This is a genomic window from Clostridium sp. 29_15 (genome assembly GCF_001916075.1).
GTDB classification, from domain to species: Bacteria; Bacillota; Clostridia; order Clostridiales; family Clostridiaceae; genus Clostridium; species Clostridium lentum.
The window spans coordinates 1-22,443 of record NZ_MNRT01000002.1 but is presented as its reverse complement, the minus strand read 5'-3'; the positions used below and the strand labels follow the sequence as shown (position 1 = coordinate 22,443).

Annotated in this window: 17 protein-coding genes, 5 tRNA genes and 1 other annotated feature; of the genes, 3 read left to right on the top strand and 19 right to left on the bottom strand. The window is 28.3% G+C overall.

The window, feature by feature from the left end; translation table 11 throughout:
• Positions 1-131: 131 nt before the first annotated feature.
• Positions 132-206 (bottom strand) — tRNA-Arg (locus tag BHW04_RS00295).
• A 55-nt stretch (positions 207-261) separates the two neighbouring features.
• Positions 262-1,089, bottom strand: a complete 828-nt coding sequence (locus tag BHW04_RS00290) for a sensor histidine kinase (RefSeq protein ID WP_302698488.1) — start codon at positions 1,087-1,089, stop codon at positions 262-264.
• A gap of 168 nt (positions 1,090-1,257) precedes the next feature.
• On the opposite strand from BHW04_RS00290, the gene BHW04_RS00285 reads away from it, so the two are divergent.
• Positions 1,258-2,454, top strand: coding sequence for a L,D-transpeptidase (locus tag BHW04_RS00285; protein ID WP_302698487.1), 1,197 nt, complete (start codon positions 1,258-1,260; stop codon positions 2,452-2,454).
• 87 nt (positions 2,455-2,541) lie between these two features.
• Positions 2,542-3,891: a CCA tRNA nucleotidyltransferase gene (locus BHW04_RS00280; RefSeq protein ID WP_302698486.1), complete on the top strand. Its 1,350-nt coding sequence runs from the start codon at positions 2,542-2,544 to the stop codon at positions 3,889-3,891.
• An 18-nt stretch (positions 3,892-3,909) separates the two neighbouring features.
• On the opposite strand, the gene addA is transcribed toward BHW04_RS00280, so the two are convergent.
• The 6 genes from addA to BHW04_RS00250 all read right to left on the bottom strand — a co-directional run bounded on the left by addA (position 3,910) and on the right by BHW04_RS00250 (position 13,010).
• Positions 3,910-7,653 (bottom strand): helicase-exonuclease AddAB subunit AddA, encoded by a 3,744-nt coding sequence (addA, locus tag BHW04_RS00275; RefSeq protein WP_302698485.1) that lies wholly within the window; start codon positions 7,651-7,653, stop codon positions 3,910-3,912.
• Positions 7,640-11,077, bottom strand: coding sequence for a helicase-exonuclease AddAB subunit AddB (addB, locus tag BHW04_RS00270; RefSeq protein WP_302698484.1), 3,438 nt, complete (start codon positions 11,075-11,077; stop codon positions 7,640-7,642). The genes addA and addB overlap by 14 nt, the downstream gene beginning before the upstream one ends.
• A 3-nt stretch (positions 11,078-11,080) precedes the next feature.
• Positions 11,081-11,605, bottom strand: a complete 525-nt coding sequence (locus BHW04_RS00265; RefSeq protein ID WP_302623305.1) for a GNAT family N-acetyltransferase — start codon at positions 11,603-11,605, stop codon at positions 11,081-11,083.
• A gap of 124 nt (positions 11,606-11,729) precedes the next feature.
• Positions 11,730-12,668: an ROK family protein gene (locus tag BHW04_RS00260; protein WP_302698483.1), complete on the bottom strand. Its 939-nt coding sequence runs from the start codon at positions 12,666-12,668 to the stop codon at positions 11,730-11,732.
• A 128-nt stretch (positions 12,669-12,796) separates the two neighbouring features.
• Positions 12,797-12,887 (bottom strand) — tRNA-Ser (locus BHW04_RS00255).
• A 32-nt stretch (positions 12,888-12,919) separates the two neighbouring features.
• Positions 12,920-13,010 (bottom strand) — tRNA-Ser (locus BHW04_RS00250).
• 235 nt (positions 13,011-13,245) lie between these two features.
• Here BHW04_RS00250 and BHW04_RS00245 point away from each other — a divergent pair.
• Positions 13,246-14,193: a methyl-accepting chemotaxis protein gene (locus tag BHW04_RS00245; RefSeq protein ID WP_022211232.1), complete on the top strand. Its 948-nt coding sequence runs from the start codon at positions 13,246-13,248 to the stop codon at positions 14,191-14,193.
• 198 nt (positions 14,194-14,391) lie between these two features.
• On the opposite strand, the gene BHW04_RS00240 is transcribed toward BHW04_RS00245, so the two are convergent.
• The 11 genes from BHW04_RS00240 to BHW04_RS00190 form a co-directional block, all read right to left on the bottom strand.
• A tRNA-Ser gene (locus BHW04_RS00240) sits at positions 14,392-14,482 on the bottom strand.
• A gap of 156 nt (positions 14,483-14,638) precedes the next feature.
• On the bottom strand, positions 14,639-15,025 hold the full coding sequence (gene panD / locus BHW04_RS00235) for an aspartate 1-decarboxylase (protein WP_022211231.1): 387 nt from the start codon (positions 15,023-15,025) through the stop codon (positions 14,639-14,641).
• A 17-nt stretch (positions 15,026-15,042) separates the two neighbouring features.
• Positions 15,043-15,888 carry a pantoate--beta-alanine ligase gene (panC, locus tag BHW04_RS00230; RefSeq protein ID WP_022211230.1) on the bottom strand — a complete coding sequence of 282 codons (846 nt, stop codon included), beginning with the start codon at positions 15,886-15,888 and terminating at the stop codon, positions 15,043-15,045.
• A gap of 14 nt (positions 15,889-15,902) precedes the next feature.
• Positions 15,903-16,730: a 3-methyl-2-oxobutanoate hydroxymethyltransferase gene (panB, locus tag BHW04_RS00225; RefSeq protein WP_022211229.1), complete on the bottom strand. Its 828-nt coding sequence runs from the start codon at positions 16,728-16,730 to the stop codon at positions 15,903-15,905.
• A 2-nt stretch (positions 16,731-16,732) separates the two neighbouring features.
• A complete protein-coding gene (locus tag BHW04_RS00220; protein WP_302698481.1) occupies positions 16,733-17,575 on the bottom strand; it encodes a Rossmann-like and DUF2520 domain-containing protein in 843 nt (280 codons plus the stop codon).
• A 355-nt stretch (positions 17,576-17,930) separates the two neighbouring features.
• A complete protein-coding gene (serS, locus tag BHW04_RS00215; RefSeq protein WP_022211227.1) occupies positions 17,931-19,208 on the bottom strand; it encodes a serine--tRNA ligase in 1,278 nt (425 codons plus the stop codon).
• Positions 19,209-19,265: 57 nt separating this feature from the next.
• Positions 19,266-19,464: a binding site (T-box leader), on the bottom strand.
• 69 nt (positions 19,465-19,533) lie between these two features.
• Complete coding sequence (locus tag BHW04_RS00210; protein ID WP_022211226.1) at positions 19,534-19,767, bottom strand: DUF1667 domain-containing protein; 234 nt, start codon at positions 19,765-19,767, stop codon at positions 19,534-19,536.
• Between the two features lie 11 nt (positions 19,768-19,778).
• Positions 19,779-21,191, bottom strand: coding sequence for an NAD(P)/FAD-dependent oxidoreductase (locus BHW04_RS00205; protein ID WP_302698480.1), 1,413 nt, complete (start codon positions 21,189-21,191; stop codon positions 19,779-19,781).
• An 18-nt stretch (positions 21,192-21,209) separates the two neighbouring features.
• A complete protein-coding gene (locus BHW04_RS00200) occupies positions 21,210-21,719 on the bottom strand; it encodes a transcription repressor NadR (RefSeq protein WP_302631176.1) in 510 nt (169 codons plus the stop codon).
• A 15-nt stretch (positions 21,720-21,734) separates the two neighbouring features.
• Positions 21,735-22,238: an HDIG domain-containing metalloprotein gene (locus BHW04_RS00195; protein WP_022211223.1), complete on the bottom strand. Its 504-nt coding sequence runs from the start codon at positions 22,236-22,238 to the stop codon at positions 21,735-21,737.
• 106 nt (positions 22,239-22,344) lie between these two features.
• Positions 22,345-22,420 (bottom strand) — tRNA-Ala (locus BHW04_RS00190).
• Between the last annotated feature and the right edge of the window lie 23 nt (positions 22,421-22,443).

The following is a 22,443-nucleotide window of genomic DNA, read 5'->3' as shown; positions in this document are numbered from 1 at the left end:
CTAATTTATAATTAATAAATTTAACATATTTAAAGGCTGAATGCTAGATAACATCTAACTTTCAGCCATCGAAAATTTTATACTTTCCTGTACTTTAAAGAAAAAAACACCGATTTATAAAAATCGGTGTTTGGCAGAGCGTAAAGGAATCGAACCCTTAATGCGCCGTCCGTAGCGGCGTGTTATATCCGTTTAACTAACGCTCCTTAACAGTATTAATATTAACATAAACTAATTAATATATCAACATAAAAATATATTTTAAAACTTATATGTGTCAGAAAATTCTATTTCTACCGCTTGATTTTTATTAATTAAATTACCTTCTTCTTTTACTGTTTCAATATGATCTTCTATCTTTCTTGGTAAAATTACCGTAAATATAGAACCCTTATTTATTTCACTTTCTAAAAATATCTTTCCATCATGAGCTTTAACAAAAAGCATACATAAATTTAAACCAATTCCGCTCCCTTCTATATTGTCATTATTTTTCCCTTGATAAAATCTATCAAAAATTCTTTCCTTTTCTTCTTTAGAAATACCACAGCCTTCATCTTTAAAAGATAATTCAATTTCTTTATCTTTTACAACTAAATTAATATAAATATTTGAATTTTCATTAGAAAACTTTATTGCATTAGATAATAAATTCATTATAACCCTATCTATTGCTTCTGGATCTATTGACATAATACATTCTTCTTCATTTGTGTCAAATATAAGGTTTATATTTCTCTCCGAAGCAAATTTCTCTATACAACTTATAGTATTTTCTATCATCGGAACAATATCAATATTCTTCTTATTTAATTTATAGTAATTATTTTTTATTTTGTTAGAATCTATTAAATTATTTATTAACTTTAACATTTTAAAGCTATTTCTCTTTATTATCTCAATACATTTAAGGTTCTTATCATCTTTATAGTTATGTTCCATAAACTGGGCAGCTGATGTTATAACATTTAAATGGCTTCTCAAATCATGAATGATATTTAATAAATATTGATCATTATTCTTCAATAGTTCATTTATCGACATCAAACTACTTTCATCACTTGATAACTTTCTATTATTATCCTCCATTTACTTACATCCCCCAAGATATTTTATTGATTATTTTAATATTACCATATTTTTCAATCAGTTACAATTTCTTTATGATATTTTAGTAAAATAAAAAACTTATCTAATGTTTATAATTTCACTCTTTTGTCAAACATTATTATATGAATATACTAAGGAGGGATAACCTTGTTTAAAAAGTTAAACTTTAAAAAATTTAATATTTTTAAATTTTTTACTTATTTTATAATTTTAGCTATGCTATTAATTGCTTTTAATTACTATATAAATGTTTCGTACTCTAATATTATGAATAATTTCTATACTGAATTTAGTTCTGGTAATTTTAAAACAGCCAAAGAAATTTTATCAGATAATAAAATTATCAATGTCCTGAAGAAAAATTCCCAAAGCTCTGACTTAAATAAATACTTTACTTCAGTGATAGATACTCTTTGTAAAGATCTAAAAATTAACTCTATTACAAAGTATCAAGCATTAGTTTACCTTAACGAAATAAATTCTTATAATATTTTAAATTCATCTTTAGATAAACTAATCCTTGTTCTAGATGAAAATTATTGCCCATCAACTTCTCATGGCTATAATTCTATTTTAGAACTAGCTAATGAAGCTTTTGATAATAATAATTTTTCTTATGCCATAAAACTATTAAAAAAAATACCTACAAGTGAAGAATATTATCATGCCAAGGCTGAAAATATGCTTGAAAAGTGTAGGAATAAATATAGAAATAATCTCATTGCTGAAGCAGAAAAGTTATCTGATAATGAATACTTTTCCAAAGCTATAGATTTATTATCAAACTATGATACTTCAATATTGCCAGCTGATGATGAAAAAATTAACATCAAAATATCTGAAATTGATGATAAACGTACTGATTATCTTGCTGCAATAACATACTCAGATGATGAAGCAGCTACTAATTTAATTTCAACTACCATAAATTCTAACAATATTAACACTTTAAATATCTCCAGCAATACACCATATTTAATTCATGTAGATATTAATAATCAAACTGTTTCTATCTACAATGGCTATACTAATAATTGGTCACTAGTAAATAAATATATTTGTTCAACAGGAATTGCTGGCGAAGATACTCCTATGGGGATTTTTACTGTAACTAATCGTGGTGAATGGTTTTATTCTAAAGATTATGGTCAAGGTGGTAAGTACTGGGTGCAATTTCTAGGCGATTATTTGTTTCATTCTTTACCTTATGATGAAAGTCAAAATCAAGTTCTTGATTATACTCTAGGAACTCCTTCTTCCCATGGATGTATACGCTTAAATACAGAAGATGCCAAATGGATTTATGATACTATTGATGATGACACTAAGGTTATTATTAATTAAATTAAAACTTTACTCAACGCCTCTATAGTGATTATATTATAATATATGTTAAAATATTTATTATTAAAATCTAAAAGGATGTTTTATATGAATATTAATATACCTAAAAATGTTAAATATATAATTGACACTTATTATAATAATAATTATGAAGCCTTTATGGTAGGAGGATGTGTTCGTGATTCTTTACTAGGATTAAAGCCAAAGGATTTTGATATTACAACATCTGCCTTACCAAAAATAACTGAAGATTTATTTTCTAAAACAATTCCTACTGGCATTAAACATGGCACAGTTACTGTTGTAATTGATAAAGAAAATTTTGAAGTTACTACCTATAGAACAGAAGGAAACTATATAGACAATAGACATCCTGAAAAAGTTGAATTTGTAAATGATATTAAAGAAGACTTATCTAGACGTGACTTTACAATAAATGCTTTCGCCTATAATGATAAGGAAGGTCTTGTTGATTATTTTAATGGTATAGATGACTTGCAAAATAAGGTTATTAGAGCTGTTGGTGATCCTCATAAACGTTTTAATGAAGATGCTCTTCGAATGCTTAGAGCCATAAGGTTTAGTGCTCAATTAGGTTTTACTATAGATGAAAAAACTTACGCTGCTATCAAAGATAATGTTCAGCTTATCAAGAATATAAGTAATGAGCGAATCAGGGATGAATTATGTAAAATTCTACTTTCTGACAATCCTTCTCAAGGAATAGAAATGCTGAGAGAAACTAATATGCTTTCAATAATTCTCCCAGAAGTAAATGACCTTGTTTGCTACACACCACTTTGTAATAATCATAATAGAAACGTATTTACTCACACTTTAAAGGTTTTGGATAACACATATACTAACCTTAATTTAAGATTAGCTGCTTTATTTCATGATATAGGTAAAATTAATACTATTACAGCATTACCTAATGGTCACTATTATTTTCCTGGTCATAGTGAAGAAGGAGCTAAAATGGTGGTACATGTACTTAAGCGCCTTAAATTTGATAATTTAACTATTGAAAGTATATCTGCACTTATCAAACATCATCTTGTTTTAAATGTTTCTTACATGCCTACAGATGGTGAAATTAAGAGACTTATTAATAATGTTGGTAAGGAAAATATCTTCATTTTATTTGATTTACAAAGAGCTGATATAAATGCACTATGGGATCCTATTCCTTTCTTAAAGAAAGTTGATTTTATGGAAAGCAGAACAAAATTTATCTTAGATAATAATGAACCATTAACTTTAAAAGATTTAGCCATTGATGGAAAAACTTTAATTGCTGAATTAAATCTTCTTCCTGGCAAGAAAGTAGGCATAATTCTGCATAAGCTTTTGGAAGCTGTGCTTGATGATAAAAATCTTAACTGCAAAGATCAATTAATAAATCTTGCTAAAAAATATAAGGAGCTTATGGCTTAGCCACAAGCTCCTTATATTTTAAATTTCCAATACTACTTCTTTGTCTAAAGCAAATAAATAAAGATATATCTCTTTAACTCTACTTTCTGTGATTTTTTCTAAGGCCTCTTTATAATATTTCATTTGAATCTTATATCTTTCTATAATTTCTTCTTCATTTCCTTCTTCAAGATAATCTGTCTTATAATCAAATAATACTATCCCATCCTCTTCCTTAAAGAATCCATCTATTATTCCTTGTAATCTAATCTTTTCATTTTGATAGATTTCCTTATTAAGCTCTGGATTGATATTTAAACTGCTTATTTCCGTAAAGAAAGGTAATTCTCTATGAACCATTCTTCCTTCTTCATGAGCTTTTAATATTCTCTTTCCTAACTCACTTTTAAAGAAACTAAATATCTTTGTGTATCTAATAACTTTTGCTTCTTTTTCTGTTAATGATTTATTTAAAACAAGCTCTTCAATTTGTTTTTTAATCTCAGATACGCTACCTACTCTGTCAAAATCTAATCTTAACATAACATAGTGCATAAGAGTTCCTTTTTCAGCTGCAGTAAATCCTTTTTCTTCTTGCAAGAATTTAGGCTTAATTATTTCCCTCTCTCTAAATACTTCTAAAGTTTCTGCTTCATCTTCATACTGAAAATCTTTACGTTTTAAATCTGATACAGATACGTTGCTTGGAAGTATTGAGCCTTCTTCGTATTTATATTTATATGATAATCTTCTCTTTATTTCTTTATCCACAGATATATTAGTAGCTGTTATATTTAAAGTGTTTTCTTCAATTTTATCCACAGGCTCTAAATTTTTATCCCCAAGAATATCTCCTTTTCTCCACAGGCAAACATCCCAATTAGAAAAATCATTCACAATAAGGTCTCTATATGCACCACATTGTTCCCTTAGTTCTTCCCCATGCCTATGTTTACAAATTGCCATGGCAATCCAGTCTAAATATGACTTTCCTTTTAATACTTCCGATGGCAATATTATATTTTCATCTAAGGATGCCGCACTTATCCAATTTTTTATAGATTTATCTAAGTTTCTTGTAGCACCAGTAATAATTAGCTTTTCCTTGGCTCTTGTAAAAGCAACATATAATATTCTCATTTCTTCTGATAATGTTTCAAGTCTTATCCTCTTCTTTATAGCTTCCTTAGCCAAGGTGCTATATGAATTTCTATTTTTTAAATTAACAAAATCAGGACCAAAGCCTAATTCTTCATGGAACAATATTGAACTATTTAAATCCATTAAATTAAATTGTTTTCCCATTCCACAAGTAAATACTATAGGGAATTCAAGCCCTTTGCTTTTGTGTATACTCATAATTCTTACAACATCTTCATGTTCCCCAAGAATCTTTGCACTACCCATATCACCTGAAGATTTTCGTAGCTTATTAATAAAAGTTATAAAATTGAATAATCCCTTAAAACTAGTGCTTTCATATTGCTTAGCACGCTGGAATAATATCTTTAAATTAGCCTGTCTTAATGTTCCATTAGGCATTGCTCCCACATATCCATAATAAGCAGTATCCATATATAAGTACCATATAAATTCATCTATTGGTGTATATATTGTTTTATTTCTCCACTTATCTAAATCACTGATAACCTTGTTACATTTTGCTTTTAAAGTATCACTTACTTCATATTCATCATCATAAATATCTTTGATAATTTCATAAAAATATCTTTCCTTATTAAGTAATCTTATTTCACTAAGTTCTTCTGCTGTGAAGCCCATTATTGGCGATTTAAGCACAGCTATCATAGGAACATCTTGTAATGGATTATCAATGATTTTTAATAAAGACATAATTGTCCTTATTTCTATTGATTCAAAATATCCACTACCTGTATCAGCATAAACAGGAATTCCTTCAGCACCTAACTCATCAAGAAATATTTCCGACCAATTTTTTGTTGCTCTTAAAAGAATCACTATATCTTTATATTTAACATCTCTATATGCTTTTGTTTCCTTATCAAATACCTTGAACCTTTTACCGTCTTTAGTTTCAAATAATTCTTTTATTCTCTTACTTACTAGTTTAGCTTCTAAACAAATAGCATCTACTACTTCCTCTTCTTCTGATTCTTGTAGTTCTTCCTCTCCCCCTTCTTCAGCTTCATTACCAGACTTATCAATCATATGAAGTTCAATATTTCCGCCTACTTCAGAATCTTCATCATTGTTTTCCAGGAAAGCAGCACCTAAATGTAATGCCTCATCATCTGTATATTCCAATTCTCCAACAACATTAGACATTACCATTTTGAATATAAAGTTAACACCTCTTAAAACTTCATCTCTACTTCTAAAATTCTTATAAAGCTGTATCTTTCTTTCTCTTCCTACTGAAATTAAAGGATATCTATTATATTTATCTAAAAATAGTTCTGGTTTTGCCTGTCTAAATCTATAAATGCTTTGCTTTACATCACCAACCATAAACACATTAGGATTATCACCATTTTTTCTTGATACAAGGTCAATAATTGTTTCTTGTACATTGTTAGAATCTTGATACTCATCTACTAGTACTTCATCAAAAAATTCTTTAAAATGCTCTGCCACAGATGAAGGTATTATATTATTATTCTCATCTCTATCAATAAGTATCTTTAAACATAAATGTTCTAAATCATTAAAATCTAATAGATTTTTTTCTCTTTTCTTTTCATTGAATTTATTTAATAAATCTAAAGTTATTCTTGATAATTCCTTCATATAAGGATATACATCTTTTATTCCTTGTAAACTCTCTTCTGGTGTAAGGGTAAAACTATCTTCTGTTAATGACTTTATCTTTTTCTTTACAGCATCTCTGATGGATTTTACAGTTTCTTGAGCATTTTCATCAGCAACAGCACTTTTTCTTACAGTCTTTAATTTAGTAAATACTACGCCATTTAAAGCTGCATATATCTCTGCTAAACCATGATTTAAAGATTCATAGACATTTTTTAAACATTCTAAATCTCCTCTAAAAGTATCTAAATATGCTTCTAGCCCTTCTGTATCATTGATTATTTCAATGGCTTTATGATACATATTGATAAATCCTTTAACTTCTACCCTTATATTATCCTTTAATATTTCCACCCATTTTGTCTTATCTAATTCTTCTAAGGTACTTATATTAAATTCCTCTGCTTTTTCAATAAGCCAACTTTCTGACCATGGTCCACTCATGGAGAATTTATAAAGATTTAAAATAATATCTTTTAACTTTTCATCATCTTTTGCACTGCTATATGCTTCCACTAATTCTTTAAAATACTGATTATCTTCTTCATAAAGTTCTTCAAAAATATCTTCAATTATTTCATTCTTCATCAGAGTTATTTCTGTTTCATCTGCAATTCTAAAGGAAGGATCTAAATCTATAGTATAAAAATAATTTTTTATTACATCTAAGCAAAATGAGTGCATTGTAGTTATATTGGCCCTGCTTAAAAGAGTAAGTTGCTTTTGTAGATTCTTAGAATTTGGATTCTTCTCCAAAGCTTTTGATATAGCTGCTGCTATTCTTTCTCTCATTTCTGCAGCTGCAGCTGAAGTAAATGTAACAACTAATAATTTATCTATATCTACTGGATTTTCTTCATTAGTTATTATCTTTATTATTCTTTCAACAAGTACTGCAGTTTTTCCTGAACCAGCAGCTGCTGCCACTAAAAGGTTACATCTTCTTGTATCTATTGCCTGCTGCTGCTCATCTGTCCATTTAGTTTCCGACATTATTATCCTCCTTTTGATATTCAACTCTATTTTTCATACACTCCCATATTTCTTCTTTATCTTTATTTAGGAGCACTTTATATTTATTATCTCTTATGGATGTATCAAACTGACATATTGATGAATAATCACAATAATCACAATAAGTTACCTTTAATGACTTTGTAGGCTCAATCTTTATCTGACCACTAAGCATTTCATCACATAATTCAACCATCTTATCATTAACATATTTTCTTAATATATCAAATTGTTCTTCTGTTACTACAGAACTTGTGCTAGAAAAATCACCATCTTTTTTAAAGGCAGCAGGTATTATAAGTGAATAAGTTTCCATATCTTTATCCATTGCCTTAACTAACTTGGCATCCTTTAATAAAAGCCCATTCATCTTTAATTTCTTTAATACCTCATCTTTTATTTCATCATCTTCTAATACCTTCTTAGACTTTATTATTGGGTCATCAATTTTAAAATATAATATTGCTCCTGGCATACATTGTTCATGTAAGATATGTTGTGAATTTTTAAGTATGGCATCTAAATAAACTAATAACTGTATCTGCAATCCATAATATAATTCATTTAAATCGAAAGTTTTAGAACCTGATTTATAATCAACTATTCTAATATAGGTTTCACCATCAATTATTGCCTTATCAATTCTATCTACTCTTCCTTTAAGATATACTTTCTCCTTTGATGGTAACTCTAATGTTATAGGTTCAGAATCTTTAAAGTCACCAAAATCAAATTCACTTTTAAATATATCAAATTCTCCTTTTTTCATTTGTTCAGATATTACCACCACAGATTTAGTTATTATTCTTTTGAATCTACCAGCAAAATATTGATACTTTTTACTACTATTTAATATAGAATTTTCTTCATTCTTAAGCTTAGTATCCACTAATTCATTAACAATTTGTGAGCATCTATTTTTATCTAAATCAGACCAAGCTATATTTTCTCGCTTTATTTTGTTAGTGAATTTATCTAAGATATCATGCATAAATGATCCTAAATCTGGTGCAGTAAACTCATATATCTTCCTATCTTTTGCCTTAAGGCCATACTGTATATAATAGCTAAAAGGACATTGTGCATATTTTTCTAATCTTGATACACTAAACATAAATCTTCCATTATCATCAGCATATAATTTTTTAATTAAATCTCTTGGTATATTTTCCACTAAATTTGAATAAGTAAGTCCCTTAAATATCACATCTGATTTTAATTTAAATTCTTCACTTTCTTCAAACCATTTATATGCTTGCACCCAGTAATCCTCAATTTCTTCTTTTTCAAATTCACGTCTCATGGCAGTTACCATTTCATTAAAAGTAGGTATTGGTGCCGTTATCTTATTAAACTTATCTTCCTTAATGTTTATATTGTATATTTCACTTTCTTCCTGTAGATATTTAAATATCTTTTTCATCCTTGGTATGATTATTGAAGGTCTTAGTGATTTTCCTTCAAAGTCTGCCATTGGATAAGTTATCATAAGATATTCTGAAGCAATAGTTAAGGCAGTATACACCATAAATTGTTCTTCAAAAATTCTACTTCTAGTATCTGAAGCTATTTCTATACCTAGCTCTTTTAATTCAATTCTATCTTCATCAGATAGTATTCCTTCATTCTTATTGGCTGAAGGAAGTACTCCATCATTAGCTCCTACAATATATAGTGCTTTTACTTCACGGCCTTTTATTCTTGCAATATCTCCTACATTAACCTGATCTAAAGACATAGGTATTACACCAACTTCATGCTCTTCAAAACCAGAGCTGAGAATTCTAGCAAAAGTTTTTATATCGGTTACTTCATCACCTAATACTTCAACTGCTTGGTCTAATATATCCATAACAATTTGAGGTACCTGACTATATTCCTTTATCTTATCCTGTAAACCAATCTTTTCGAATTCATCAAGCCACTCAGCAATGGTCTCTAAGGCATTTATTTCTACAAGCATTTCATATATGGCAGTACAATATTCTTTTACAGTGTTTTCATTACCAACTTTTTTATATAAGTTAATAATTGGTCTTCTTATTTCTTCCATTATTTCAGCAATTTCTATTTCATCTTTACTTGGCTCTTCAATTTCTTTTAATAACTCACCAGTCCATCTATAACCCCTTATACCATTAAGTAGTATATGATTTTCTAACTTATCAATAAATTCTCTATCTAATTTGATTAGTCCACTCTTAACATACTTAAATACACTTTCATATGACCAATTAGATATTAATATTTCTAAAGTTGATAAAATTAACACCACTAAAGGATTACTTAATATTTCTCTTTTTTTATCTAAAAATACAGGAATGTTATATTCATTAAAAATAACGCTAGTTATCTTATCATAACTATCGATATCCCTACATACAACAGCTATATCCTTATATCTATAATTTTTATCTCTTACTAACCTTACTATATCCTGAGCAACCCATTCCATTTCACTATAGCTATTATTAGCTTTATATAACCTGATATCCTTAACTTTTCCCTTATATGTTTTAAATGGATAAGTAAATAAATGTTTTTCTATATGAGCAAGTTCCTCACTTTGTTTAAATCTATATGGAATGTCTTTATTTAAATTAATAGGTTTTTCATAAGGAATATTATTTTCCTCCATTAACTTTAAAATCTTATATTCTGTATTCTTAATGGCATCAAATATATCTGTTTCTTCATCATTTTTACCTTCACTACATAAAGTTATATTGACTCTCTTACATCTCTTAGCCAAAATCTTTATTATTTCCATCTGCTGAGGAGTAAAGGTTGTAAATTCATCAATCCATATTTCTGCGTCTCTATACATTTGGCTTTCTTTTAATTTTTCTGCTAAAAGTGATAATACATCTTCTGAATCTATATAATTCTTATGTAAATTATCATTAAATTTATTATAAATAAAAGACAAATCTTTGATTTTATCCTTTAACTCACCTTCATTTAATTCTTCTTTTTTATTTATTAAAATTTCCTCTGCAATATTGTACTTTTTAAACTCTGTTATTGTCTTTGATACCACTCCTACAAAGCCTTGCTTTCTACTTATCTTATTAAAGTAATGCAAATCATCCATATTTTCCTTTAATAATTTATAAATAAGCATATTTTTTCCTGAATCTTCAATTATATTTTCTGTACGTCCACCAACTCTATCAAAAACTCTGTTTGCCATTCTTTTAAAGCTTAATACCTCTGCTCTAAGAAGTGATTTTTCACCAGTATGCTCTAATAGTTTCTTTTCACTTTGAAATGTATACTGATCTGGTACTAATAATATAAGTTTATTATCCTTATCACATTCCCTTATTTTCTTATCTATGGATTTTAAGCAGAATTCACTTTTTCCTGAACCAGCTCTACCAAAAATAAATCTTATGCCCATTTCTTACTCCTTTTCTTTATATTCTTCTTCCAATATGCCCATTAAAACAGTATCTAAATATATTCCTTTAAAATAATATTTCTGTCTCCTTTTTCCCTCTTCAATAAATCCACATTTCTTATAGCAATTAATTGCTGCTATATTATCCTCAACTACTTCTAATTCTACCTTATGAGCTTTTTTATTTTTAAAGAGATATCTAAGCATGGCTTTAATGCTATTTTCGCCATACCCCATTCTCCAATATTTTCTTCCTATGCATATGCCTATATAATATACATCACTAACATAATTAGATTTTCTATATGATATTATTCCCACCATAATTCCTTTAGTATTTACTATGGCATAATTCTTCTTTGATCTCATTTGAAAATATTTATAATTTTCCTTTATATATTCTTTCGATGCAAAGGAAGTATATCCACCATCATATTTTAATACATCGTCATTTACACATAATTCATAAGCTCTATCTATATCTTCCTTAACTACTTCCCTTAAATATAACCCTTTACCATATATCATTTTAACATCCCCTCATAGCTCTCTTTTCCTCATTTAATAATACTCCTTATCATAATTATGTACAAAAAAATTGCTCTAAAACAGTTATTAATTGTCTTAAAGCAATTTTTTTATATAATTATATCTATTCCATTATAGCTAAAGCTGCAGCTCCTAAAACTCCTGCTTGTCCACCTAATTTTGCTTTTTCTATTGAACATGAATCAACAAATACTTTCATACATCTTTTAGCTACTTCTTCTTTAATAGCTTCTAAAACAATGTCTCCACCATTTATTACGCCTCCACCAATAACAACTTTTTCTGGATCAAAGCTTGTAATAACATTAGCTACTGTAATTCCTAAATAAGTTAATGACGTATTTAAAATTTCCTTTGCTACCCTATCACCTTTAGCAGCTTCTATAAATACTTCTTTTGATGTTACATCATCATAATTTTTTAATGATGTTTCCGCATTTGAGTTAACAGCTTCTTTAGCTCTTTTTCCTATGGCAGTTCCTGATGCTAAGCTTTCTGCACACCCTAAATTTCCACATCCACATCTTGTTCTTTCTTGAGATATTGTAGTATGACCGATTTCTAAAGCATTTCCTGTACTTCCTCTAAATATTTTACCATTAAGTATAGCACCTCCACCAATACCAGTACTTACAGTCATATAAATCATATTTTCAGTACCTTTTCCAGCTCCAAATCTATACTCTCCTAATGTTGCAACATTTGCATCGTTATCTAAGTAAGTTGGTAAATCATATCTTGCTCTTATTTTTCCTACTAATTCGAAGTTTTCAAATGGAAGATTTGGCGATTCCATTACAATTCCTTCTTTTAAATCTAAAGCACCTGGAGCACCAATTCCTATAGCCTTTATTAATTCTTTATCAGTTCCCTCTATTACATAGTCAATTGTATCCATCATTCTATTAATAACAGCTTCTTCGCCTTCAAAAGCTAACGTTTCTACAACTTTTTCTTTTATTATAGTTCCATCTAAGTCTACTAAAGCTGTGTATATCTTAGTTCCACCTAAATCTAAACCTACAACATATTTTTTTGACATAATAAATCTCTCCTTTTCACCTGATAGCACCACATGAAAAGTATAACATTTACTGTTAATATTTACAATTACAAACTTGCGTATTCTTAAACAACAAAAAAGACATCTAAATAATATTAGATGTCTTATGGCGGAGAAACCGGGATTTGAACCCGGGCGCCAGTTGCCCGACCTACGCCCTTAGCAGGGGCGCCTCTTCAGCCACTTGAGTATTTCTCCATGTGCCTTCATACTTTAATTTTAAAGTTATGTGGCGGAGAGAGTGGGATTCGAACCCACGGTACGCTCACACGCACGCCGGTTTTCAAGACCGGTGCCTTAAACCAACTCGACCATCTCTCCTTGACAATGATTATTATATCAGCCACTCCATATAAGTGTCAACACTTTTTTTTAAATTTTTTTCTTTTTTTTAAAATGTGATTTTTACTGAGCTTTTATCCCTTTTTTCCTTCCTTAATTTACTATTAATAAAATTAAATTTCTTCTAATTATAAACTTTAATGTATTTTTCTCCGACTATTTAATATAAGACATTCAATATAATAATTTAAATAAATATTACTGGAGGTATATTATGTTATTTTCAAGGAAAAAAACAGCCCCTACAACAGATACTGTTAAAATTACTACGGAAACTCAAATAAAAGAAACTCCTTCAAAATCAGATACTGTTATTGAAGTTATAAAAGCAACAACAAAATCATTATCTGAAACTATTGATAAACATAATGAAATTAATAGAGAACACTTAGCATTACAAAATATAGTAAATACTGCTAATAAACAAATTAATGAAATAGAATCATTAGGTAATACTATGAGTAACCTAGCTGAAACTATCAATATTAATACAACTTCTCTTTTAGAAAGTACTAATATTGCTGTTGATAAATCAAAGGATAGCAAAAATGCTATTTCTGATATCGTAACAATAATTGAAACTCTTCAAAAGCAAAATGAAGAAACATATAAAAGTATTAAAGAATTGGTGAATAGTTACAATGAAATAAGCAATATTACTAATATAATTAACAATATTGCCAACCAAACTAACCTTCTTGCTTTAAATGCTGCCATTGAAGCTGCTAGAGCTGGTGAACATGGAAAAGGATTTGCTGTTGTTGCTGATGAAATAAGAAAGCTTGCTGAAATTACTAAACAAAACACTACAGATATATCTAATTTAATTAGTGGAATTAAAACTGAAACAGATGCTGTTCTTAAAAATTCTGAAACAAGCAATGATGTAGTTGAAAAAGGTGTTAATATAACAATTAATGCTTCTAAAACTTTAGATGAATCTCTAGAAAATATTCTATTAACAGATTCTAATGTACATAGACTTATTTCAACACTTAATGAGCAATCTATTAATTTAAATAAATCTAATGAAATAGGTATTTCCGTAAGCTCTAAAATAAAGAATATCAATGAAAGCTTAGTTTCAAATATAAATAAATCAGAAATATTAGAGAAACAATTAAACAAAATTATTAAAGATGTAAACTCTTCTTTAAAATAAATATAATATTAAAAGATAAAAGCAGCTATAATAGCTACTTTTATCTTTTTTGTAATTATTTGAATATAAATAGTATGTTATATTAATTTTCCTATTCTAAAGGCTTACACTGAAAAAATTAACATAACTACTAGCATTAATGTATAGACCCTAGCTTCTCATACATTAAAAAAAGCAATTAACTTCAGTTAATTGCTTTGGCGGAGAGAGTGGGATTCGAACCCACGGTACGCTCACACGCACGCCGGTTTTCAAGACCGGTGCCTTAAACCAACTCGACCATCTCTCCTCGGAACGTTTTTTATTATATCAGCATGTAATATATTATGTCAACACTTTTTCAAAAAAATTTTTTTAATTAATTTTATACATAAAAAATGATGAATTTAGAATAAAAACATTATTCTAAATTCATCATATTGTCTAAAGATATTTTAATATTTTATTATTCAGAAAGTTGTCCATGTTTTTCATAATTAGTAATTCTACTAATTTTATTTTCTTCATTTACAAAGACAACCTTTGGTTTATGATTCTTTACCTCTTCTGTATCTAAATCACAATAAGCCATTAATATTATTTTATCTCCAACTTGTACACATCTTGCAGCTGCTCCATTTAAACAAATCATTCCTGTTCCTCTTTCACCTGCTATAGTGTATGTCTCAAATCTAGCCCCATTATCTATATCTACAATATGCACCTTTTCATACTCATATATTCCAGCTGCATCTAATAAATCCTTATCAACTGTAATACTTCCCACATAGTTTAATTCAGCTTGTACTACTGTTGCTCTGTGTATCTTACCCTTTAACATATTCACTTTCATTGTTTTTTCTCCCCTTGCTATAATTCATATATGAAATTATCTATTAATCTTGTTTTACCTATAAATACTGCTATTGCAACTAATATAGATTTGCTTATTTCTTTAACTTCTTCTAATGAATTACTGTCTACTATTTCTATATAATCAATTTTAGCTAATTTTTCAGATTTAATATTATTTTCTATAACTTCAATTATATTAACTGCATTTCTTTCCCCACTTTGAATTTTTTCCTTAGCTAACTTTAATGACTTATTTAAAATAGTAGCTGCTTTTCTTTCCTCTAATGATAAATAAGTATTTCTTGAACTTTTAGCTAGGCCATCCTCTTCCCTTATAATAGGACATCCTATTATTTCAATATCAATATTTAAATCTCTAACCATCCTTTTAATTACAGCTAATTGTTGTGCATCCTTTTCTCCAAAATATGCTCTATCTGGAGAAACTATATTAAATAACTTAGTTACAACAGTACATACTCCCCTAAAATGTATAGGCCTGCTTTTACCACATAACCCTTTTGTTAATCCATTCATATCTACAAATGTAGAAAAATCATTAAAATACATTTCCTCATTTTCAGGATGGAATATAAGATCAGCACCAGCCTTTTCACATACTTCACTATCTCTTTTTAAATCCCTTGGATAGCTTGCTAAATCTTCTTTTGGTCCAAATTGCATAGGATTTACAAATATACTTACAACTACTTTATCATTTTCTTCATAAGCCCTTTTTATAAGGCTTTCATGACCTTCATGTAAATATCCCATAGTTGGAACAAAGCCCACTGTTAACCCTTGCTTCTTCCATTCCTTTACTTGGTTTCTTACATCATTTATTTTTCCTACAATTCTCATTTTTTCTTCCCCTTTTAATATAACTTTTCAATTACTTCATCACTTATTTTAAAAGAATGTTCTTCTGCTGGGAAAACTCCATCTTTAACCTCTTCAATATATTTTCTAAATGCTATATTCATTTTTTCACCTAAATTTTCATATTTTTTAACAAACTTAGGTGTAAAATCGCTAAATAATCCTAACATATCTTGATAAACAAGGATTTGACCATCACAATTTACTCCTGCTCCTATTCCTATTGTTGGAATGGATAATTTTTCACTTATTATTGCTGCTAATTTAGCTGGAACACATTCTAATACAACTGCAAAAGCTCCTGCCTTTTCTATTGCTAAAGCTTCCTCAATAAGTTTTTTAGCTGCTTCTTCATCCTTTCCTTGAACTTTAAATCCACCAAATGCATTAACTGATTGTGGCGTTAATCCAATATGCCCCATAACAGGTATTGATGCTTTTACTATTGCTTCTATTTTGTCACAAACTTCAATTCCACCTTCTAATTTAACTGCTTGTGCTCGTCCTTCTTTAATTAGTCTTCCTGCATTAACTACAGCATCATAAACGCATGTCTGATAAGACATAAAAGGCATATCTGCAATCACTAAAGTATTTTTAGCACCTCTAGTTACTGCACTAGTATGATGTATCATATCTTCCATTGTAACTGATAAGGTATCTTCATATCCTAAACAAACCATTCCTAAAGAATCCCCTACTAAAATTCCATTTATCTCTGCTTCATCAATTATTTTTGCTGTTGAATAATCATATGCCGTAAGCATAGAAAGTTTCTCATTTTTTTGTTTAGCTTCTTTAAAAGTAACTACTGTATTTTTCATAATCATTCTCCCAAATATTCTTCTAAATTTTTATAATCCCTATTTAAGTTTTTTACTTTTGCTATTTTTAATATATTTCTTGATAATAATCTATATAATTCCTTATCCTCTTCTCTCAAAACATTTAAATGATTAATAACAGTAACTAAATCACCTCTTTCTACTGGTCCTGTTAAGCTATCAATAACCCCTTTCTCCTTAATGTTCTTTAAATTAAATTCTATTAATGGATAAAGTGCTTTCATAGCTGTTTCTTTTGTAAATCCACAATCTTCAAGATAATTAATTGCATTGTTAATTAACCCTAATATAAGATTGCTAACTGTTACTGATGCAGCATGATAAAGTGATTTATTTTCCTTTGAAATAATCGCTACATCATTTCCTAAACTAGAAAAAAGATGCTTAAAATATTCAATATGTTTATTGTGTCCTTCAATTGTAATAAATGCTTGAGATAAATTTTTGTAAGAATTATATTTGTCTGAAATAGCAAACATTGGGTGAATAGAATAACCATAGGCACCATGATTATTTATATTTGAAAAGATTTCTGAAGAAATAGAGCCACTACAATGACATATCAATTTATCTTTGATTGATAACCTATTAATTTTATTCCAAACTCCTCGTATTTCACTATCAGGTGTTGTAATAAATATAGCATCACTATCTTCAATTAGCATTTCTAAGTTGTCATATTTTTTGGTACCTGTAAAGATTGCAGCTTCTTTAGCTGAATGCTTGCTCTTACTATAGTACCCATTTAAGTCTATATTATTTTCTTTTAGATATTTTCCTAAGGAAAAACCAACCTTTCCTGATCCAATAAATCCAAATTTCATAATTATCACCCCCTAAAAGAGCATGATAGTAATTAGTCTCATTCAAAATTGATATGAGCTATTTCTTTTAATCTTTAAATTTTCAAATATATAAGGTGCGGTTTAATTAAAATACCACCCGTATTAAATCTATCATATTTCTAAAATTTGTCAATATTTATTGTATGATACTTAATTTCTATTTTATTAAATATAAAATCCACTGGTATAACTAACTTTAATTTCTTTTATGCATAAAAAAGGGGGCTGTCGCACTAAAGCTTTTATACACAATATATTGTTTTAAAAAATAAAAATTAAACAATATATTGTAGTATTTATTCTTAATGCTACATCCCTCTTTATATTACTTTTATTATCTTATTACTTCTTTTCCACCCATGTAAGGTCTTAATGCTTCTGGAATATTTATTGATCCATCTTCATTTAAGTTATTTTCTAAAAATGAAATTAACATTCTTGGTGGAGCAACAACTGTGTTATTTAAAGTATGTGCAAAGTACTTTCCTTTTTCTCCATTTACACGAATCTTCAATCTTCTAGCTTGTGCATCACCTAAATTAGAACAACTTCCAACTTCAAAGTATTTCTTTTGTCTTGGAGACCATGCTTCTACATCTATAGATTTAACCTTAAGATCTGCTAAATCTCCTGAACAACATTCTAATGTTCTAACTGGGATATCTAATGAACGGAATAAATCTACTGTATTCTTCCATAACTTATCAAACCATTCTTTACTTTCTTCAGGCTTACAAACAACTATCATTTCTTGTTTTTCGAATTGATGAATTCTATAAACTCCTCTTTCTTCAATTCCATGAGCACCCTTTTCTTTTCTGAAACATGGTGAATAACTAGTTAAAGTTTGAGGAAGATTTTCTTCTTTTATTATAGTATCAATGAACTTACCAATCATAGAATGTTCACTAGTTCCTATTAAATATAAATCTTCACCTTCTATTTTATACATCATTGATTCCATTTCAGCAAAGCTCATAACACCTGTAACAACTTCGCTACGAATCATAAATGGAGGTATACAATATGTAAATCCTCTATCAATCATGAAATCTCTTGCATAAGAAAGTATTCCTGATTGTAATCTAGCAATATCTCCCATTAAATAATAAAATCCATTACCAGCTACTTTTCTAGCACTATCTAAATCTATACCATTTAATTTTTCCATTATTTCTGTGTGATAAGGTATTTCAAATTCTGGAACTACTGGTTCACCAAACTTTTCAACTTCTACATTTTCACTATCATCTTTTCCTATTGGAACACTTGGATCTATGATGTTAGGAAGAACTAACATAATTTTTCTTATTTTTTCTTGAAGTTCAGTTTCTTTAATTTCTAATTCTGCAAGAGCAGTAGCTTGAGCATTAACTTTATTCTTTAGTTCTTCAGCCTCTTCTCTTTTTCCTTGAGCCATTAATGCTCCAATTTGTTTTGAAAGTGTCTTTCTGTTTGATCTTAAAGCATCAGCTTCTTGTTGTGCTTTTCTATTTTCAACATCTAATGCGATTACTTCATCAACTAAAGGAAGCTTTTGATCTTGAAACTTATTTTTAATGTTTTCTTTAACTATCTCTGGATTTTCTCTTACAAATTTTAAATCTAGCATAATATCCTCCATATTTATAATAAATTTTTTAATAAAAAAAGAGCCTTATAATCCCTATAAAGGGACGAAAGACTCCGTGTTACCACCCTAATTGATAATAAGTAACTTATTATCCACTCATATATTTTAACGACAATGCCGTACTGCTCATCACAGTCCCTCCAAGGTGGATTCATAAAATAATCATATTAGTTCTCACCATCCACTAACTCTCTGAAATTACTTATTTTATTACTAGCCTTTTCAACGGTTTAATTTAATATATTATTATCTTTAATATATTATAATAATATATGTTCTGTCAATATATTTCCATATATTGACTTTATTTTGATAAAATATCTTTTGTACAAATTATATCTAAGCCTGTATTCAATATATTTTTACATATTATACTTCCCTTTTTAATAGGAACACTTACATAAAGCCTACTGATGACTTTTGATAACTGTATCCATTTGCTTTTTTCTACTTCTGCACTACTTTTCACTGGAATAACCTTATATCTTTCACTACCTTTTACCCTGACTACTGAAGTGAATATCTCTTTATTATCCATACTTTCCCCTTCTATATATCTTTAAACTCTTTTATTCTACTATATATTATTTTTGAATTTTTTGAATCATCTACTATATCAGTTATCTTTTTATCTAATTCTCTTGCTAATATGCTTATTATCTTTTCATTGCAATATGAACCATGACAATTACCAAAACCTGCACCAGTTCTTCTTTTTACACCTTTTACAGTTCTAGCACCCAAAGGTCTTCTGATACAATCCACAATTTCACCTTCACTTACATTGTTGCAGTTGCATATTATCTTTCCATATCTTCCATCAACCTTAATAGCTTCATTTAATTCTTCTCTATCCATTTGTCTTAATCTATAAAAATCTCTTCTTTTATCAATGAAATTTTTCTTTAATGTACAATTTAAATTATTAGTAAGAGTATCACATATCATCTTTGCTAAAGCTGGTGCTAATGTTATCTTACCATAATGAGTTCCTATTATACTTATATATCCTTTATCTATCTCACTATCATCTACAACTATTGAATCCTTATCATAGCTCTCTCTAAATAAATTATTTATAATACTCTTATTTAAGTCCTTCAGCATTACTCCAACATAGCTTAGATTATCTTCTAAACTAGTTTTTTCACTACTTTTTACACCAATTAAAGAACCTCCATTAATAACTGGTGTAGAAACAACAAAAGTATCCTTATCAAAGGTCTGTGTTACAACATTATTTAATTTATTTTTATATTTATCATCAACTAATATATATGACATATTCTTAAAGCTATCTTCTTCCGCTTCAGAAATCTTTTCTTTGACAACACCTTTTTCATTTATATATATTTCATCTGCAATAGTATTTATAACTACTTTACAAGTGAATTTATTTCTATTGGTAGCTACTCTAAATCCCTTATTTATTTTTTCTATATTTAAAACTTCTTCTTCTAATCTAAAGTTAACACCATTTTCTGATGCTACTTCTGCATAAGCAATAGCCAAATCATATGGTGCTACAATTGCAACATTTTTTGAGTATAGTCCTTTTTTTATATCAGTATTTATATTAGGCTCTATCTTTTTAACTTCATCACCATTAATTAGGCATATATCATCAATACCTCTCTTAACAGCTCTATCATACATTTCTTTTAGCTTAAGTACGCCATTATCATCATTTACTACTCTCAATGCTCCAATTCTTTTAAAAGGAACATTAAATCTACTACATAAATTCTCTAATAAAGTGTTTCCAATATACTCTAGGCCTGACATAACATTATTAGATGTCTCTGATCCATCATAAACTATAGCAGTATTAACAAAAGATATATCATCTGCTATATCATATTCCTTTTCTATTACTGCTATATTTAAATTATATTTGGATAATTCATATGCTGCAGCACAACCTATGATTCCTCCTCCTAATACTAAAACATCATAATCCATATTTTAATTTCCCCTATTCTATAAAATAAATCCCTTTTCACTTAATTCACTCTTTATAAGTTCCATATTTTCTTCTGAATCTGCTGATATGGTATGAAGGTGGACTCCATTAGTTAATGCTGATAGTGGTTTTGCATCTATTTTTTCAAAATAGCCTGTAAATTTATTTAAATCATTAAGATTCTTTATTTTTAATATACCTCTTATTTCTCCATATAAAGGATGTTCAACAATTACATCTTCTATTATTCCACCATACTTTACAATTATCTCTAATTCATTTTCCATTTCATCTTCAGTATGATTTACTGCTATAACTGACTTTACTCTATTATCTAAATTATCATTTATCATATATCCATCAGGCGTTGCTATAATATTTTTACCTGCTGCCCTTAAGATTGCTATATCTTTTACTATTACTTGCCTCGTAACATTAAAATATATTGCTAATTCAGAGCCTTTTATAGCCTTCTTTTCTTTAACTAGATTCCTTATTATTTCCTCTCTTCTTTCGTTAGCTGTCATTGCTCCACCTCAAAACTAGTTCTTATTATCACTTTCTCTTATTATATCTAGCAATTTATTATTACCAGAAAATTTATCATTATGATGAAATTCTATTGCTTCTAAAAATTCCTTATCATATTTATTATATTCTTTTAATAATGTTGCTCCCTTTTCTCCATGATTATAATAGATATCTATATTTTTTATATTATCTAATCTTCGTAACTTTCCATTAGTTATCTTATTTAAAATAACTAATATAGATTTTTCAAATATATTTAAACTATGTTCTCCTTTACCTATATCATGAAGTAATGAAATCTTCCCAATTATTTTATCATCTATTTTAATATTTTTTTCTTTTGATATATTTATTGCATCTTTACATACCCTTATACTATGATGCTTCTCATTATGTTTTAATTTATTAAATAATTCTTTTTCTTTAGAGTCTAAAAATTTATCTACATATTTATAATCTATTTCCTTAAAGTTAGACCCTATTGCCCATAAAAATTGTTTAACTCTATATAACATATATATTTCCTCTTTATGTTTGCTTTTAATTTAATAATAACATTAAATATTTACTAAATAAATATTTATATAACAAAAAAAGTTACGATATAAATCGTAACTTTTATGGTGGAGATAAAGAGATTCGAACTCTTGACCCCCTGCGTGCAAGGCAGGTGCTCTCCCAACTGAGCTATACCCCCGTATGGTGGACCTTCAGGGACTC